The sequence below is a fragment of the Pseudomonas sp. NY8896 genome (assembly GCF_039634505.1).
Window position 1 is genome coordinate 1,631,100 of record NZ_CP132350.1, and the last position, 15,901, is coordinate 1,647,000.

Annotated in this window: 14 protein-coding genes; 11 read left to right on the forward strand and 3 right to left on the reverse strand. The window is 61.5% G+C overall.

All coding sequences use genetic code 11. The annotated features are described in order from the left end of the window. Positions 1–93: 93 nt before the first annotated feature. The 6 genes from Q9451_RS07275 to groL all read left to right on the forward strand — a co-directional run bounded on the left by Q9451_RS07275 (position 94) and on the right by groL (position 6,663). Positions 94–1,104: a DUF481 domain-containing protein gene (locus tag Q9451_RS07275; protein ID WP_012274039.1), complete on the forward strand. Its 1,011-nt coding sequence runs from the start codon at positions 94–96 to the stop codon at positions 1,102–1,104. 152 nt (positions 1,105–1,256) lie between these two features. Next, positions 1,257–1,988, forward strand: coding sequence for a DUF2470 domain-containing protein (locus Q9451_RS07280; RefSeq protein WP_041166584.1), 732 nt, complete (start codon positions 1,257–1,259; stop codon positions 1,986–1,988). Between the two features lie 65 nt (positions 1,989–2,053). After that, positions 2,054–2,515, forward strand: a complete 462-nt coding sequence (locus Q9451_RS07285; RefSeq protein WP_012274037.1) for an FxsA family protein — start codon at positions 2,054–2,056, stop codon at positions 2,513–2,515. A 465-nt stretch (positions 2,516–2,980) separates the two neighbouring features. Beyond that, positions 2,981–4,402 carry a group II intron reverse transcriptase/maturase gene (ltrA, locus tag Q9451_RS07290; RefSeq protein ID WP_024718247.1) on the forward strand — a complete coding sequence of 474 codons (1,422 nt, stop codon included), beginning with the start codon at positions 2,981–2,983 and terminating at the stop codon, positions 4,400–4,402. Positions 4,403–4,677: 275 nt separating this feature from the next. Beyond that, the gene (locus tag Q9451_RS07295) at positions 4,678–4,971 is read left to right on the forward strand and encodes a co-chaperone GroES (protein ID WP_012274036.1); all 294 of its coding nucleotides are present in this window, start codon (positions 4,678–4,680) and stop codon (positions 4,969–4,971) included. A 48-nt stretch (positions 4,972–5,019) separates the two neighbouring features. Beyond that, the gene (gene groL, locus Q9451_RS07300) at positions 5,020–6,663 is read left to right on the forward strand and encodes a chaperonin GroEL (protein ID WP_012274035.1); all 1,644 of its coding nucleotides are present in this window, start codon (positions 5,020–5,022) and stop codon (positions 6,661–6,663) included. A gap of 152 nt (positions 6,664–6,815) precedes the next feature. Here the strand turns inward: groL and Q9451_RS07305 are convergent, their stop codons facing one another. After that, positions 6,816–7,544 carry a phosphatase PAP2 family protein gene (locus Q9451_RS07305; protein WP_012274034.1) on the reverse strand — a complete coding sequence of 243 codons (729 nt, stop codon included), beginning with the start codon at positions 7,542–7,544 and terminating at the stop codon, positions 6,816–6,818. Between the two features lie 183 nt (positions 7,545–7,727). Between Q9451_RS07305 and colR the strand changes: the two genes are divergently transcribed. The 5 genes from colR to Q9451_RS07330 all read left to right on the forward strand — a co-directional run bounded on the left by colR (position 7,728) and on the right by Q9451_RS07330 (position 11,437). Beyond that, on the forward strand, positions 7,728–8,411 hold the full coding sequence (colR, locus tag Q9451_RS07310; RefSeq protein WP_003255215.1) for a two-component system response regulator ColR: 684 nt from the start codon (positions 7,728–7,730) through the stop codon (positions 8,409–8,411). Further along, the gene (locus tag Q9451_RS07315; RefSeq protein WP_012274033.1) at positions 8,401–9,711 is read left to right on the forward strand and encodes a HAMP domain-containing sensor histidine kinase; all 1,311 of its coding nucleotides are present in this window, start codon (positions 8,401–8,403) and stop codon (positions 9,709–9,711) included. Before colR ends, Q9451_RS07315 begins: the two co-directional genes overlap by 11 nt. A 107-nt stretch (positions 9,712–9,818) precedes the next feature. Beyond that, positions 9,819–10,499 (forward strand): class I SAM-dependent methyltransferase, encoded by a 681-nt coding sequence (locus tag Q9451_RS07320; RefSeq protein ID WP_012274032.1) that lies wholly within the window; start codon positions 9,819–9,821, stop codon positions 10,497–10,499. A 6-nt stretch (positions 10,500–10,505) separates the two neighbouring features. Beyond that, complete coding sequence (locus tag Q9451_RS07325; RefSeq protein ID WP_012274031.1) at positions 10,506–11,204, forward strand: lipopolysaccharide kinase InaA family protein; 699 nt, start codon at positions 10,506–10,508, stop codon at positions 11,202–11,204. After that, positions 11,204–11,437 carry a hypothetical protein gene (locus tag Q9451_RS07330; protein ID WP_012274030.1) on the forward strand — a complete coding sequence of 78 codons (234 nt, stop codon included), beginning with the start codon at positions 11,204–11,206 and terminating at the stop codon, positions 11,435–11,437. Before Q9451_RS07325 ends, Q9451_RS07330 begins: the two co-directional genes overlap by 1 nt. Positions 11,438–11,558: 121 nt before the next feature. On the opposite strand, the gene Q9451_RS07335 is transcribed toward Q9451_RS07330, so the two are convergent. Then, positions 11,559–14,603 carry a multidrug efflux RND transporter permease subunit gene (locus Q9451_RS07335; RefSeq protein ID WP_012274029.1) on the reverse strand — a complete coding sequence of 1,015 codons (3,045 nt, stop codon included), beginning with the start codon at positions 14,601–14,603 and terminating at the stop codon, positions 11,559–11,561. A 12-nt stretch (positions 14,604–14,615) separates the two neighbouring features. After that, a complete protein-coding gene (locus Q9451_RS07340) occupies positions 14,616–15,764 on the reverse strand; it encodes an efflux RND transporter periplasmic adaptor subunit (RefSeq protein ID WP_060493222.1) in 1,149 nt (382 codons plus the stop codon). Between the last annotated feature and the right edge of the window lie 137 nt (positions 15,765–15,901).

Here is a 15,901-nt window from a genome sequence, read left to right on the forward strand (position 1 = left end):
CTCAACGGCATGTGCTCGGTCTGTCCTTGCTCTGGCCGGCGGTATCTGGATAATGCCCGGCTTTTTTCGTCGAATCGAACCCGTAGTCCGCTTATGAATACTAGATCGTTGTTGTGCCTGCTAGCTGCCTCCTTGTGCGCCTCCCCGGTGTTCGCCGACACCGTGTGGATGAAAAACGGTGACCGGCTCAGTGGCAAGATCAAAGTTTTCGACGGCGGCAAGCTGCTGCTGGAAACCCCCTATGGCGGGTCGATCGCCCTGGACTGGAAAGAAGTCCAAACCCTGGAAAGCGACCAGGAGATGCTGGTCAAGCAGGACGCCTACAGCGGTGAGAAGGCCAAGTCGCTGAAGGCCGCCGAGCCAGGCAAGGTGACTCTGGCCAATGGCGAGGCGCCGAAAACGGTGGAACTGGCCAGCATCGAGCAGATCATGAAGCCCAAGCCCCTGGTCGAGGACTTCGTATGGAAAGGCAACGTCGACGTAGCGCTGGACTACAAGCGCGCCGAGAACGACACCGACGATTACGACGTAGGCTTCAAGACCACCGCCCGCCATGGCCGCTGGCGGCACAATGCCGAAGGCGAATACAACCGCGAGACCAAGGACGACGTCACCACCACCGACAACTGGAGCGCCGAGTACGCCCTGGACCGCTTCATGACCGAGAAGTGGTTCTGGCAGGGGCGTGCGGAATACAAGCGCGACCGTATCGAAGACCTGGCCCGTCAGCGTACCGTCGGCACCGGCCCGGGTTACCAGTTCTGGGATGACGAACTGGGCGCGTTCTCGCTGGGCTCGCTGATCAACCGCACCGACTTCGAGTACCAGGACGGCTCCAAGGACAACTTCTATTCCGCGGCGGTGAAGTGGGACTACACCCGCTACCTGATCGGCAAGAACGTGCAATTGTTCACCAACGGCGAGTTCGCCAAACCGTTGGGTGGCGTGGCCGACTACTCGCTGGATGCCGAGATTGGCCTGCGCTACAAGGTCACCGAGTGGGCCTCGCTGAACCTCAAGGCGGAGAAGGACATCATCACCGGCACGCGTGAGAGTGACCTGGACAAGACGCGCTATACCGCGGGCTTCGGCGTTACCTGGTAATTTTTTGGGGCCGCTTTGCGGCCCATCGCGACACAGGGCCGCTCCTACAGGGGATGGTGTACGGCCTGCAGGCGGTCGGAAGGACCCCATTGGCACTGGACCTGATAATGCTTATCTTGTCCTCCATCCAGTCCGCCAGGAGCCGCCCTCAAGTGAGTACCAACGCCATCCGCCCCGCCCGGGAACTGCTGCTCAAGGAATACCGTGGCGTGCTCTCGACTCATTCCAAGTCGATGCCCGGCTACCCCTTCGGTTCCGTCGTGCCGTACTGCATGGACGCCCAGGGCAACCCGCTGATCCTCATCAGCCGCATTGCCCAGCACACCCACAACCTGCAGAAAGACCCGAAATGCTCGCTGCTGGTGGGGGAGCGCGAGGCGGAGGATGTGCAGGCCGTGGGGCGCCTGACCGTGATGGCCGAGGCACACAAGCTGGTCGACGAAGCCGCTATCGAGGCGGCTGCCGAGCGCTACTACCGCTATTTCCCGGAAGCGGCCAACTACCACAAGGCCCACGACTTCGATTTCTGGGTGTTGCAGCCAGTGCGCCACCGCTACATCGGCGGCTTCGGCGCCATCCACTGGCTTGACCAGGTAACCCTGGGCAATCCGTTCGCCGGCAAGGCCGAGGCAAGCATGGTCGAGCACATGAACAGCGATCATGCCAACGCCATCGCCCATTACGTCGAACTGACCGACCTGCCGCAGCATGCGCCGGCGCAGATGGTTGGCGTAGACAGCGAAGGCATGCACCTGCGCATCGGTCAGGCCGTGTATTGGCTGCCATTCCCGAATACTTGCAACACGCCGACACAAGTCCGCGAAGCCTTGGTTTTACTGGCGCGCGCCGACCAGTGGCCGGTTCAGGCGCAAGTCGAGGGTTGAAATCTGGAGCGCAGGCATCCATGTGAGGTCTTATTGGAAGGTTATCTTCCGTCGAGGAACCCTTGATGCGTGCTTTTCTACTGCTGTTTCTGATTTTTCCTGTGCTGGAGCTGTTCGTCTTCGTGAAGGTCAGCGCGGCAATCGGTTTCTTCCCGGCGTTGCTGCTGATCATCGCCGGCTCCGCCCTGGGTGTGCTGGTGATGCGGGTGGCCGGCCTGGCCACCGCACTGCGCGCCCGTGAAAGCCTGCAACGTGGCGAATTGCCCGCCGAGGACATGTTCCAGGGCATGATGCTGGCCGTGGGTGGTGGCCTGCTGCTGCTGCCGGGCTTCATCAGCGATGTGCTGGGCGTGCTGTGCCTGCTGCCGTTCACCCGCCGCCTGGCGGCGCGCAAGATGCGTGAGCGTGCCGAGGCCCAGGCCATGCGTCAGCGTGCGTTCCAGGATGACCCGTTCCAGGCGCAGCCACGAGAGGGTGGCCATCGCCCGAACGTGATCGAAGGCGAGTACGAGCGCCGCGACAAGTAAAACGCCCGGGGCCGCGCAAGCGGCCCCGGTTTTTTTGGGTGCGCCAGGCATGGCGCGTTGCGCGTAGCGCAACCCGCTTGGTTGTGGTGGCCAAAGCGGGTGACTTGGAGGTGAAAGTCCTCTACACACCCGGCAAGGGGAAGTGTTAGCCAGAGGCAAGGGTGTCGTGGGCGACCGCGAATCTGAAGGAAGCCCGAGGCAAACTGCTGGCCTGACGAACAGGAAGCGGATAGAGGCGGCACAGCGGGGTGAGGCGGCCCAAATCGTCAAAGCCCAGTACTTGCACGGGACGCTGTGACGTAAATCCGACAGGCATAAGCAGGAAGGTCACGCGAATTACCCTGGGAGATCTGCACGTTTGCCACTGTGCTACCGAGCGTCGAGAGGCGACGGGACGAGCGTGCAGAAGTCAGCCGAGGCCGTAGTAAGTGGCGGTTAACCGCGCCACCAAGGGCCGAACAGGTTATGCCGCCAGTAGGCGTCACTGTCTCGTTGGTAGCCGTAATGCAGAAATTTCCTACAACGGAATCTGTCACTCCGAATCCCGGCCAGAAGCCGAGGGTGATGCCTGACAGTGCAAAGGTGCCGGCGGCGTCAGCGACGTGGACGAACGCGGAGCCGGACACGCTGATGGAGCGGGTGCTTGCACCGGCCAACCTCAGGCGTGCGTATCAACGCGTGGTTAGCAACAAGGGGGCTCCGGGTGCCGATGGCATGACGGTCGCTGACTTGGCGGGCTACGTGAAACAGTATTGGCCAACCCTCAAGGCCAGGTTGCTGGCCGGTGAATACCATCCCCAAGCAGTGCGAGCGGTTGAAATTCCCAAGCCGCAGGGCGGCACACGGCAACTGGGAATCCCCACCGTCGTGGATCGCCTGATCCAGCAAGCATTACAGCAACAACTCACGCTACTCTTCGATCCGCTGTTTTCGGACTACAGCTACGGTTTTCGTCCGGGCAAAAGCGCTCACCAAGCCGTTGAACTGGCCCGCTCCCATGTGGCGGCGGGGCATCGCTGGTGCGTGGAGCTTGATCTGGAAAAGTTCTTTGATCGGGTCAACCACGACATCCTGATGGCCTGCTTGCAGCGTCGCGTCGAAGACAAGCGAGTGCTTAGGCTCATCCGCCGCTACCTTGAAGCTGGGGCCATGTCGGGCGGTATCGTCAGCCAACGGCAAGAGGGGACACCGCAAGGCGGCCCACTCTCGCCGTTGCTGTCGAATATCCTTCTGGATGAGCTCGACCGCGAATTGGAACGGCGGGGTCATCGCTTCGTGCGCTACGCCGATGATGCGAACATTTATGTGCGCAGTCCTCGGGCGGGCGAGCGGGTGTTGGCCAGTATCGAGCGCTTCCTGTGCCATCGTTTGAAACTGACGGTGAACCGGAAGAAGAGCCAAGTAGCAGGGGCTTGGAAGTGTGACTACTTGGGTTACGGGATGAGCAGGCACCAGCAACCAAGGCTGCGTGTGGCAACGATGAGCCTGGGGCGCTTACGCGACCGACTCAGAATATTGCTACGCAGTGTAAGGGCCCGCAAAGTGGCGACTGTCATTGAGCGAATCAACCCTGTCCTGCGAGGCTGGGCTGGCTACTTCAAGCTCAGCCAGAGCAAACGCCCACTTGAGAAATTGGATGGTTGGGTCAGGCATAAACTTCGCTGCGTCATCTGGCGTCAATGGAAACGGCCCTCAACGAGGGCGCGCAACCTGATGCGCCTGGGCCTGAGCGAAGAACGTGCCTGTAAATCGGCCTTTAATGGCCGAGGCCCGTGGTGGAACTCGGGAGCATCTCATGTGAATCAGGCGCTACCGAAGAGGCTATGGGATAGGTTCGGACTGGTCTCGATACTGGATACGATAAACCGGCTTAGCCGTATAACCTGAACCGCCGTGTACGGAACCGTACGCACGGTGGTGTGAGAGGACGGCGGCTGTGAAGCCGCCTCCTACTCGATTCTGACGAAAAATTTTGTATCTCAAGCCTTGTAATTGATTATGGCGGCCTCATGTATGTGGTCACCGCAAGGTTTCTGGCGGCAACGCCAGACATTACACAGGTGGTTCGCCCATTGCGGGCCACCTCCCGGCAACGCCGGACAGCATCAACCCGCCGGTGTCGATACCGGCCGATGAAAACCACAATTTGGGAGAGATCGACAATGAAGCTTCGTCCTCTGCATGACCGCGTCGTTATCCGTCGCAGCGAAGAAGAATCGAAAACCGCTGGCGGTATCGTCCTGCCGGGTTCGGCCGCTGAAAAACCAAACCGCGGCGAAGTTGTTGCCGTCGGCACCGGTCGCATCCTGGAAAACGGCGAAGTTCGCGCGCTGGCCGTGAAAGTGGGTGACAAAGTGGTTTTCGGCCCTTACTCGGGCAGCAACACCGTGAAAGTCGATGGCGAAGACCTGTTGGTCATGGCCGAGAACGAAATCCTCGCCGTCATCGAAGGCTGATTTCCCCGACTTCCCGTTACTCCAAAGAATTCCAAGGATTAAACGATCATGGCTGCTAAAGACGTAAAATTCGGCGATTCCGCTCGTAAGAAAATGCTGGTTGGTGTCAACGTTCTGGCTGACGCGGTAAAAGCGACCCTGGGCCCGAAAGGCCGTAACGTGGTACTGGCCAAGAGCTTCGGCGCGCCAACCATCACCAAGGACGGCGTTTCCGTCGCCAAAGAAATCGAGCTGAAAGACGCGTTCGAAAACATGGGCGCCCAGCTGGTCAAGGAAGTGGCTTCCAAGGCCAACGACGCTGCCGGTGACGGCACCACCACCGCTACCGTTCTGGCTCAGGCCATCGTCAACGAAGGCCTGAAAGCCGTCGCTGCCGGCATGAACCCGATGGACCTCAAGCGCGGTATCGACAAGGCTACCGCTGCAGTCGTTGCCGAGCTGAAGAACCTGTCCAAGCCATGCGCCGACTCCAAGGCCATCGCCCAGGTAGGCACCATCTCCGCCAACTCTGACGACTCCATCGGCAACATCATTGCCGAAGCCATGGAAAAAGTCGGTAAAGAAGGCGTGATCACCGTTGAAGAAGGCTCGGGCCTGGAAAACGAACTGTCCGTCGTAGAAGGCATGCAGTTCGACCGTGGCTACCTGTCGCCATACTTCGTCAACAAGCCAGACACCATGGTTGCCGAGCTGGAAGGCCCGCTGCTGCTGCTGGTCGACAAGAAAATCTCCAACATCCGTGAGCTGCTGCCAGTTCTGGAAGCCGTTGCCAAGGCCGGCCGCCCACTGCTGATCGTTGCCGAAGATGTCGAAGGCGAAGCGCTGGCTACCCTGGTAGTCAACAACATGCGCGGCATCGTCAAGGTTGCAGCGGTCAAGGCGCCAGGCTTCGGCGACCGCCGCAAGGCCATGCTGCAGGACATCGCCGTCCTGACTGGCGGCCAGGTCATCTCCGAAGAAATCGGTCTGTCCCTGGAAACCGCTACCCTGGAGCACCTGGGTAACGCCAAGCGCGTCATCCTGTCCAAGGAAAACACCACCATCATCGACGGCGCTGGCGCCGACACCGAGATCGAAGCACGCGTCAAGCAGATCCGCGCCCAGATCGAAGAAACTTCTTCGGACTACGACCGTGAGAAGCTGCAAGAGCGTCTGGCCAAGCTGGCTGGCGGTGTTGCCGTGATCAAGGTCGGTGCCGGCACCGAAGTTGAAATGAAAGAGAAGAAAGCCCGCGTTGAAGACGCCCTGCACGCTACCCGTGCAGCCGTTGAAGAAGGCGTGGTGCCTGGCGGTGGTGTTGCCCTGGTTCGTGCCCTGGCCGCGATCGTTGACCTGAAAGGCGAAAACGAAGACCAGAACGTCGGTATCGCCCTGCTGCGCCGTGCTGTTGAAGCCCCGCTGCGCCAGATCACTGCCAACGCCGGCGACGAGCCAAGCGTTGTCGCTGACAAGGTCAAGCAAGGTTCGGGTAACTTCGGTTACAACGCTGCTACCGGTGAATACGGCGACATGATCGAGATGGGTATCCTGGACCCAGCCAAGGTCACCCGTTCGGCCCTGCAAGCTGCTGCTTCGATTGGCGGTCTGATGATCACCACCGAAGCCATGATTGCTGACGCTCCGAGCGAAGCCCCAGCTGGCGGCGGCATGCCAGACATGGGCGGCATGGGTGGCATGGGCGGCATGATGTAAGCCAGCCTTACCCCCTGCACCATCAAAAAGCCCCGGTTCGTGAGAACCGGGGCTTTTTGCTTGGTGTGGGTTATGTGGCGCCTGCGAGATCGAGCGCCGCGCGGGCGGCGCTCGGTTTACGCACCGCATCAAACTCAAGACATGCTCCTCTGTCAAGCGACGCTACGCTCGACGACAGGCTCCTCAGCCACCCCATGCCGATACAGCACAAGGTAATAAGACCCCAACCCTATCAACCAGCAGAACACTGCCGTCCACACGTTGTGCGACAAGAAGTGCGCCCCTTGCATCATTCTGCCCACCGACAGCACCGACCCTGCTATCAAGGCCACCACGAATGCCACCTGTGCCAGACGCGGCTTGCGATCACGCAACATGAAGAACAGGCCGAACAGGCAGAACCCGGTGGCTGCATGCCCACCCGGCCAGCACAGCCCGGCTTTGTCGGTAGCCGGCCGTGGCTCCAGCAGCTTGCTGTAGGTTTCCGTGCCGCCAAACTGTGTGAGGCTCCACGGGCACTGCACCTGGGTGACCTTCTTCAGCGGTGTGACAAACGCCGTGGACAAGCCCAGTGCCAGCACCAGGCAGCCCAATTCGCGGCGCCAGCCGAACAAGCGCTTCCAGAAAAAGCTCGCAGCAAAGGTGAACAGCGATAGCACCCCCAGCAAAATCACCACTTGCTTGACCCGGTCATGCAGGATGTTTTCCAGAAGGTAGCTGTGGCGGCCAATGAACTGCCCGGCAACGGGATCGAAGAACAGGTTGGCCACATCCATGTCGACCGAAGTCAGCTCCAGCAGAATCAAGGCCAGCGCGGTCGCCAGGGGTATCCCCAGGTACAGCCAGTAGTTGATCGGGCGAGGGCGGGTGCGTTGCTGCATGACGGCTCCAGGGCGCGAAAAAGATCGGGCATTGTCGGCTGGCCGCTATCCTGTGTCCGTGAAGGATCAGTGAAAAAACCGTCAAGTGCGGTGAATTTTCCCAGGGGCTGGCACCGTGCAGGCATAGGCCTTAAGCTGCGCCTGCCGCGCACCACAGCGAGAAGCGCCGCACAGGAGAAACCGATGCGCATTCTTTTGGTTGAAGACAACCGCGATATCCTGGCCAACCTGGCCGATTACCTGGGCATGAAGGGTTACACCGTCGACTGTGCCCAGGATGGCCTGTCCGGCCTGCACCTGGCCGCCACCGAACACTACGATTTGATCGTGCTCGACATCATGCTGCCCGGCATCGATGGCTACACCCTGTGCAAGCGCCTGCGCGAAGACGCCCGCCGCGACACGCCGGTGATCATGCTCACCGCCCGTGACCAGCTCGACGACCGCTTGCAAGGCTTCCGCTCAGGTGCCGATGACTACCTGCTCAAGCCGTTTGCCCTGTCGGAGTTGGCGGCGCGCATCGAAGCGGTGCTGCGCCGTGCCCAGGGCGGCGGGCGCCGTACCCTGCAGGTGGCGGACCTCAGCTACGACCTCGACACCCTCGAAGTTACCCGCCAGGGCCGCCTGCTCAAGCTCAACCCGGTCGGCCTCAAGCTGCTGGCGGTGCTGATGCAAAAAAGCCCGCACGTCCTGCGCCGCGAGGTGCTGGAAGAAGCCCTGTGGGGCGACGACTGCCCCGACAGCGACAGCTTGCGCAGCCATGTGCACCAGCTGCGCCAGGTGATCGACAAACCGTTTGAAAAACCGTTGTTGCATACCGTCCATGGCGTCGGCTATCGCCTCGCCGAGGGCCGCGATGGAGTTTAAGCAAAGCCTTGCCCAGCGCATCATCATTGCTTTTGCCTTGATGAGTGCGCTGGTGGCCGGGGCCTTCGCCTTTGGCATCGTCGCCACCGTGCACCTGGTTGAAGAGCGGCTGATTTCCTCGGTACTGGGCGGTGACCTGCAGCGCCTGTTGCGTATGGACAGCGTCAGTGACTGGAGCCACCGGCCGCGTCCCGACCAGCTGTTCTACTTCAGCGGCGGGCGCGACGATTTCGAGCTGCCCAAGGACTTGCGCCACCTCGATCGCGGCTTCCACGAGGTGTTCCGCGACCAACTGTCGTATCACGCCATGGTCGAGATCGTCGATGGCCGCCGCTATGTACTGCTGCAGGATCAGAGCGATTTCGAAGAGCGCGAGCGTGTGCTGTTCGCGGTGGTGGTGGTGGGCTTCGTGCTCAGCCTGGTGCTGGCCGTGATCCTCGGCTGGCTGGTGGCACGTCGGGTAATGGCACCGGTCATCCGTCTGGCGCGCCAGGTGCGTCACCGCGACCAGTTGCTGGGCCTGGCCCCGCCACTGGCACCGGATTACGCGGCGGACGAAGTGGGCCAGCTGGCAGTCGCGTTCGATGACACCCTGGGCCGCCTGCGCGACGCGTTGACCCGCGAACGGCTGTTCACCAGTGACGTCAGCCACGAGCTGCGCACACCGTTGATGGTGCTGGCGACCTCCTGCGAGTTGCTGATGGAAAACCCTAACCTCGATGCTCGCGCGCGCAGCCAGGTGGAACGTGTGGCGCGGGCCACCGAGGAAATGCGCGAATTGGTCAAGACTTTCCTCATGCTGGCCCGGGCGCAGCGCGACGAGGGTGCGGTGGCATCGCAGGCGACCCTGCGCGAAGTGGCCGATGAGCTGATCGGCGTATGGCGCGACACCATCGAACAGAAGGGCCTCACCCTGTACTTCGATGGCCGTGTCAGCGCCAGCCCGGTGCTGTACAACGCCACCTTCCTGCAGTCGGTGATGGGCAACCTGCTGCGTAATGCGGCGCACTACACCGATGGCGGCTACATACGCCTGAGCCTGGAAGCCAACGGCTTCAGTGTAGAGGACAGCGGCGTGGGTATTCCTGAAGAGCAGCGCGAGGCCATGTTCAAACCGTTCGTGCGTGGTGATGAACGGCGTGGTGAGGGCCTGGGCCTGGGCCTGTCGTTGGTGCAGCGAATTTGTGACGACCAGGGCTGGCATGTCACCCTGACATCCACTTTGCCGCATGGTTGCCGCTTTCGGGTAGACCTGAGCAACACAGCCGGCCAAGGCGACCCGGATGCCTTGGCTGAGTAATCTGTTGTAACAGGTCAAATGGGGCTCAACGTTTTTTTCACATTGGCATGACCTGATTCCAACGCTTGCCTACCTAATGTGCTCGCAATGGAGTCAGGAGATACCCAATGCGTAGCCCCATCAAGCTTGAATTTTCCGAGAAGTACGACAAAGACCATGCGCGTGAGTACTTTCTCAAGCACCAGGACGGCCTGGCGCGACGCCTTTCCCACAAGCGAGATGAGCAGCTGGCGCGTCGCGCCCTGGCATTGGCTGGCGAGCCTGGCCTGGTACTGGACCTGCCGTGCGGTGCCGGCCGCTTCTGGCCACTGCTGGCGGAAAAGCCCAACCGGGTGATCATCGGGGCCGACAACTCCGAGGCGATGATCGAGACGGCCTGTGCGGCGCAACCGCCAGAGGTGGTGGCACGGGTACGGCCTTTGCAGACTTCGGCATTTGCTATCGACCTGCCGGACAACTCGGTGGACAGCATTTTTTGTATGCGCCTGTTCCACCACATTGGCGAATCGGCGCACAGAAAGACCATACTTTCGGAATTTCAGCGGGTTAGCCGTGATAGTGTGATCCTGTCCCTGTGGGTGGATGGCAACTTCAAGGCCTGGCGCCGGAAAAAACTCGAGCAGCGCCGCAGCGCCAAGGCCGAACAGGACAATTACCAGAACCGTTTCGTGTTACCGGCCGAAACGGTCGAAGAAGAATTCACAGCCGCCGGCTTCAGAATCCAGGAACGCCTCGACTTCCTGCCGTTCTATGCCATGTGGCGGGTCTACGTATTGCGTAAGGGGTAGTGTTTGATGGCTGTAGCCCAGAGAGGGGAGTCGCGCTTCGATTTTTATTGGCGCCAGCAAGGCGAGTGGGTCGAGGAGCCTAACCAGCGGCGCGGCGGTGAGAGTGGCGTGCAACGCCTCAACGATGCCAATGGCAAGCTGCTGTATGCCAAACGGCAGGTCGGGCATATCTACCGCAGCCTGCTGCACCCTTTCGGCCGGCCTACGGTATTGCGTGAACTGGATGCGTTGAACAGCTTCGAGCAACTGGGCGTGCGTGTACCGCGCATTGTTTTCTGTGGCGCCGAGCGCGATGCCGACCACCAGTGGCGTGCGCTGCTGGTCAGTGAAGCGCTGGACGGCTTTGTCGAGCTCGACACCTGGCATGCCGAAGGTGCCCGCGAGCGGTACCCACAGGTGGTGCATGAGCGCATGCTCAAGGACCTGGCGGACAACCTGGCACGCATGCACCTGGGGCACTGGCAGCACGGCTGCCTGTATGGCAAGCACGTGTTCATCAAGGTAATTGGCGAGGGTGAGCAGGCCCGCGTCGAGGTGGCGCTGTTGGACCTGGAAAAGTGCCGACGGCGCATCAGCTGCCAGCGTGCAGCAGGTAACGACCTGCGCCAGCTGCGCCGCCATTCGTCGATCAATGACGCGGAATGGCAGACGCTGCTCTACTTTTACAAGATGGCGTTTGGCAGCGCTGTCAAAGGGTTAGAGTAATGAAACTAGAAATAGCTCGAGCTTTGTTCCTGGTAGCTGGCCTGGCGGTGACCACCGTGGCGGTGGCAGCCTGGGAAGAGCCGAGGCCGAACGTGTTCAGCAAGGCCGAGATGGCCGACCAGTGCGCATTGCCGCGGGAAGCGAAACCGCAGCAACAGGCACAGGTCGCGCCAGATCAGGACCTGTTGCTGTTCCTGTTCGGCCTGCGTCAGGGGTTGCGGCCATTTGGTTGAGCCCTGCGTTAGCTAGAAATGCCAGAGGCCTCGCGATTGCGGGGCCTCTGGCATTTTTGCATCTGCAGTGCGGGCCTCTTCGCGGGCTTGCCCGCTCCCACAAGCCCGTGAAGAGGCCGGATCAGGCTATTGCAGCTTCCTTGGCTTTCGCCTTGTGCGCCAACAAGGTATAGATACAAGGCAGCACAAACAGGGTAAACAGCGTGCCAATCGACATCCCGGTGGCAATCACCGTCCCGATGTCAAAACGGCTGACCGCCCCCGCCCCGGTCGCGAGAATCAGCGGCACCATGCCGAACACCATCGCCGCCGTGGTCATCAGCACCGGCCGCAGGCGAATCGCCGCCGCTTCCTCGATGGCCTCGCGCACGCTCAAGCCGCGCTCCTCACGCAACTGATTGGCGAACTCGACAATGAGAATGCCGTGCTTGCTGATCAGGCCGATCAAGGTCACCAGGCCGACCTGGGTGTAGATGTTCATGCTCGATATGCCCAGGAACAGCGGCAACAGCGCGCCACAGATCGACAAGGGCACGGTTACCAGAATCACCAACGGGTCGCGGAAGCTTTCGAACTGCGCCGCCAGCACCAGGAAGATGATCGCCAGTGCCAGGCCGAAGGTAACCCACAGCGCGCTGCCTTCCTGAACATACTGGCGGGCCACGCCGGCATAGTCGAAGGCGAAGCCTTCCGGTGCCTCTTCGCGGGCGATGTCCTGCACGGTCTTCAGCGCTTCGCCCAGGCTGACCATGGGCACGCCCTGGATGATGGCCGAGTTCAGTTGCTGGAACTGATTGAGCTGGCGTGGGCGGGCGCGGTCGGTGAGGGTGATCAGGGTCGACAGCGGCAGCAATTGGTTCTGGTCGTTCTTCACGTAGTAGTTGTTCAGCCAGCCCGGGTTGTCGCGGTACGGCCGTTCTACCTGGGCGATCACCTTGTAGCTGCGGCCCTCAAGCGTGAAGCGGTTGATTTCCGCTTCGCCCAGCAAGGTCGCAAGGGTGCCGCCGAGGGTGTCCATCGACACCCCCATCTGCGCCGCCTTGGCCCGGTCGATATCCACCACCACCTCGGGCTTGTCGAAGGCTAGGTCGACGTCGAGGAAGGCGAACTTGCCCGATTCCTGCGCGCGCGCCTTGATGCGCTGGGCCACTTCCAGCAGTGCTGGGTAGTCGCCAGCGGTATTGATCACGAACTGGAACGGCAGGCCCTCGCCAGTGCCCGGCAACGACGGCAGGTTGAAGCCGAAGATCTGCAGGCCGCCGATTTCTTCGAGTTTGGCCTGCACCAGCGGCAGCAACTCCATCTGCGTGCGCTCGCGCTCGTTCCAGGGCTTGAGCAAAAAGCCACCAATGCCGGTCTGCACGCCGTTGAAACCGTTGATCTGGAACGATGAGTAGTATTCGGGGAAAGCCTTGAACAGCGGCGTGAACTGGTCGGTGTAGGCGTTGAGGTAATCGAGGTTGGCCGGTTGCGGCGAACTGCTCATCATGAATATCACCCCCTGGTCCTCGTTGGGCGCCAGTTCGTTCTGGGTGAACTTGAGCAGCACCGGGATCAGGCACAGGATGATCACGGCAAACACCAGCACTACCGGCCGGCTGTCGAGGGTGGCGTGCAGCAGCTTCTGGTAGCGCACCTTCAGGCGTTCGAACAGTTGGTCGAGGCGGTGGGCCAGGCCGCTGGGGTTCTGCTCCTGGCGCAGCAGCAGGGCGCACATCATCGGTGACAGGGTGAGGGCAACGATACCGGAAATGATCACCGCCCCAGCCAGGGTCAGGGCGAACTCCTTGAACAGGGCCCCTGTGAGCCCGGTGAGGAAGCCGATCGGTGCGTATACGGCGGCCAAGGTGATGGTCATCGACACCACGGGCATGGCGATCTCGCGGGCACCTTCCAGGGCTGCGTCGAACGGTGACTTCCCTTCCTCCATGTGCCGGTGGATGTTTTCCACCACGACAATGGCATCGTCCACCACCAGACCGATGGCCAGGACCATCGCCAGCAGGGTCAGCAAGTTAAGCGAATAGCCCATCATCTGCATGAAGAACAGCACGCCGATCATCGACAACGGTATGGTCACCACCGGGATCAGTACCGAACGCAGGGCACCGAGGAACAGGAACACCACCACGATGACGATCAGCACCGCTTCGCCGAGGGTCTTGATCACTTCGTCGATGGAGGCCTGGATGAACAGTGTGGCGTCGTAGGCGATCGACACTTTCAGGGCCGAGGGCAGCTGGCTTTGCAGTTCGGGCATGATGCGCCGCACTTCCTTGATCACCTCCAGCGGGTTGGCGGCGGGGGTGGCCTTGATGCCGATGTACACCGACGGGGTGCCATCGAACGAGCTGACCGTGTCGTAGTTTTCCGCGCCCATTTCGACCCGCGCCACATCGCCCAGCAGCACGCGGCTGTCACCGCTGGTCTTGACCGGCAGGGCGGCGAACGCCTCGGCCGACTTCAACTCGGTACTGGCGTTGATACTGGTGACCACGTATTCGCCCTTTACCTCGCCGGCGGCGGAGAGGAAGTTGTAGCGGCGTACGGCGTTGGTCACGTCGGTGGCCGACAGGCCGAAACCGGCCAGTTTGACCGGGTCCAGCCACAGCCGCATGGCGAACACCTGGTTGCCGAGGATTTCCGCCTCGGCCATGCCCGGCAAAGTGGCCAGCTTGGGTTGGATCACCCGCGACAGGTAGTCGGTGATCTGCGGGTTGCTCATTTCCTTGCTGTAGAAGCTGACGTACATCAGCGCCGAGGCATCGGCGGCTTCCTTGCTCAGTACCGGGTCTTCGGAGTCCTGGGGCAGCTTGTTGCGCACTTCGTTGGCCTTGGCCAGCAACTCGGTGAACAGCCTGTCGCTGTCGGCGCCGATCCGCGCGTAGATGGAAATGATCGAGAAGTTCTGCCGGCTCACCGAGGTCATGTAGTCGATGCCTTCGGCGCTGGCCAGGCTTTGTTGCAGCGGCTGGGTGATGTAGCCCTGGATGGTTTCGGCGTTGGCCCCAGGGTAGGCGGTAGTTACCGTGATCAGGGCGTTTTCCATCTGCGGGTACTGGCGGATCTGCAGCTTGTTCCAGGCCTGGAAGCCCAGCAGCAGGATCAGCAGGCTGACCACACTGGCCAGCACCGGGCGGCGGATGAACGGGTCGGTGAACGCCATGCCAGCCTCCTGTCAGTCCTTGGCCGCTGTGCCCGGTGCGGGCTTTAGAGCGTTATCCTGGCCGATGCGTATCGCAGCACCGGGGGTGAGTTTCAGCTGCCCGGCAGTGACCACTTGCTCCCCTGCCTGCAGGCCTTTGCTGACCACCACCACGCCGTCTCGGCGCTCGCCGGTCTGAACGGTGCGCTGTTCGGCCACCCGTTGGGGTTGGCCTTTGTCGTCGTTTTCCGGCTTGCCGTCCTTGTCTTTTTTCGGCGAGGCGACATACACCGAGTTGCCATACAGGGTGTAAGTAATGGCGCTTTCCGGCACCACCACTTGCGGCTGTGGGTTGGGCAGCAGGATCAACAGGCTGGCGAACATGCCCGGCAGCAGTTTGCCGTCGGGGTTGGCCATGGTGGCGCGTACCAGCAGGTTGCGCGTGGCTTCCTCGACCTTGGGGTTGATGGCGCTCAGGCTGGCGGGGAAAGTCTGGCCCGGGTAAGCGGCCACTTGCACCAGCACCTGCTGGCCCAGGCTCAGGCGTGGCAGGGCCTGTTCCGGTACGTTGAAGTCGACGTACAGGCTGGAGGTGTCCTGCAGGGTGGCGATCACTGTGCCGGCGGCCAGGTATTGGCCGATGTCCACCTGGCGGATGCCGATGGTGCCGCTGAACGGGGCGTTGATGCTTTTCTTGATCTTCTGCGCCTTGAGCTGCTCGACCACCGCCTGGTTACGCCGGTATTGGGAGGTAAGGCGATCGAACTCGCCACGGGAGATGGCCGCGTCGCCGACCAGCTGGCTACCACGGCCGAAATCGACCTTGGCCAGGCCCAGGTCGGCCTGGGCGGTGCCGAGCAGGGCGGTTTCCTGGTCGTCATTGAGTTGCAGCAACAGTTGCCCGGCCTTGACCTGCTGGCCCGAGTCGAAATGCAAGGCTTTGACGATGCCTTCCACCTCCAGGCTCAGGTCAACGCCTTGCAGGGCCTTGAGGCTGCCGACGGCGGGCAGGCGCTCTTGCCACTGGCGCTGTTCGGCCACAGCGGCCGCTACGGTGATGGGCGGCTTGGGGGCAGTGAACATCTGGATCTGCTGGTAGATCGAAAAGGCTTTGTAGCCCCCCAGGGCCAGCACGATCAGCAGAACCACGGCCAACATGATGAGCATGCGGCGGCGCAGCATAGGTCCGGTTCCTTGGATGCAGTTGTTATTCGTTTGGACACGAAAACGGGCGATCCTGCCCACGTGGCTGGGAGAATTATTGACTGTTTTTGGGAGGAAGGGGAGTGAAATGCCTGTGCCCGCGAAGAGGCCGGTGA

Excerpts from the sequence above, each read along its gene's own strand:
- Q9451_RS07330 (WP_012274030.1), top strand. The coding sequence starts at position 11,204 with ATGAAACTAGAAATAGCTCGAGCTTTGTTCCTGGTAGCTGGCCTGGCG.
- Q9451_RS07325 (WP_012274031.1), top strand. The coding sequence starts at position 10,506 with ATGGCTGTAGCCCAGAGAGGGGAGTCGCGCTTCGATTTTTATTGGCGC.
- groL (WP_012274035.1), top strand. The coding sequence starts at position 5,020 with ATGGCTGCTAAAGACGTAAAATTCGGCGATTCCGCTCGTAAGAAAATG.
- Q9451_RS07320 (WP_012274032.1), top strand. The coding sequence starts at position 9,819 with ATGCGTAGCCCCATCAAGCTTGAATTTTCCGAGAAGTACGACAAAGAC.
- Q9451_RS07275 (WP_012274039.1), top strand. The coding sequence starts at position 94 with ATGAATACTAGATCGTTGTTGTGCCTGCTAGCTGCCTCCTTGTGCGCC.
- Q9451_RS07340 (WP_060493222.1), bottom strand. The coding sequence starts at position 15,764 with ATGCTGCGCCGCCGCATGCTCATCATGTTGGCCGTGGTTCTGCTGATC.
- Q9451_RS07285 (WP_012274037.1), top strand. The coding sequence starts at position 2,054 with ATGCGTGCTTTTCTACTGCTGTTTCTGATTTTTCCTGTGCTGGAGCTG.
- colR (WP_003255215.1), top strand. The coding sequence starts at position 7,728 with ATGCGCATTCTTTTGGTTGAAGACAACCGCGATATCCTGGCCAACCTG.
- Q9451_RS07335 (WP_012274029.1), bottom strand. The coding sequence starts at position 14,603 with ATGGCGTTCACCGACCCGTTCATCCGCCGCCCGGTGCTGGCCAGTGTG.
- Q9451_RS07315 (WP_012274033.1), top strand. The coding sequence starts at position 8,401 with ATGGAGTTTAAGCAAAGCCTTGCCCAGCGCATCATCATTGCTTTTGCC.
- Q9451_RS07305 (WP_012274034.1), bottom strand. The coding sequence starts at position 7,544 with ATGCAGCAACGCACCCGCCCTCGCCCGATCAACTACTGGCTGTACCTG.
- Q9451_RS07295 (WP_012274036.1), top strand. The coding sequence starts at position 4,678 with ATGAAGCTTCGTCCTCTGCATGACCGCGTCGTTATCCGTCGCAGCGAA.
- ltrA (WP_024718247.1), top strand. The coding sequence starts at position 2,981 with ATGCCGCCAGTAGGCGTCACTGTCTCGTTGGTAGCCGTAATGCAGAAA.